We start from the raw sequence: 668 nt of genomic DNA, 5'->3' as shown, positions 1-668 counted from the left end.
GGAGCGCCAGCAGCCCCACGACCGAGGGCCAGCGGGCCCAGATGAGCCGCGGCAGCGTGGCAAGACCCACGCTCGACTGCCGATGCCCGAGTGCGGGGGCGAGTTGTCCATCCGGGTTTTCATGCCGATTCTCCATGGCCAGTCCATTCCTGTCGCCGGCCGCACCCTCGGGTATCCGCGGTCGCCGACTCATTTTGTCAATAGGGTATTGACACCGTAAGCCCGGCGACTTACGGTGTCAACCTAGGGATGACACAACGGGGTGTTGCCCACGCCGAAAGGTTCAGGACGATGTACACGCTAGCCCCACTGCTGCTGACCGACGACCCAGACAGCGCCCTCAACTGGTACCGCACCGCCCTGGGCGCCACGGTGGTCGGCCAACACCGGCGCGCCCCACGCGGCCCGGCCCAGGAAACCACCCTGGACTTCCACGGCGCGGCGGTGCTGCTGCGCACCCTGGATGACCCAGCATCCTCCACCACGGCACCGAACGGGCCGGTCAGCCTGCACCTGATGGTGGATGACGTGGACGCGGTGGCCCGCGCCGTGAAACTGACCGGGGTGAAACTGCTGACCGAGCCGCAGAACCATCAGGAGCAGGGCCGGGTCGCGGACTTCTGCGACCCCTTCGGCCACCACTGGCACCTGCGCGCCCTGGGTCCGGC

The 668-nt window shown here is 68.1% G+C and carries 1 protein-coding gene; it reads left to right on the top strand.

The genetic code is table 11. The annotated features are described in order from the left end of the window. Positions 1-291: 291 nt before the first annotated feature. Positions 292-668 (top strand): VOC family protein (locus tag JCM19049_RS16740; RefSeq protein ID WP_054822086.1); only part of this gene is annotated, 377 nt, incomplete at its 3' end.

It is taken from the genome of Arthrobacter sp. JCM 19049 (assembly GCF_001310435.1).
Note: the sequence above shows the minus strand (reverse complement) of the source record. Positions and strands in the feature narration are given on the sequence as shown.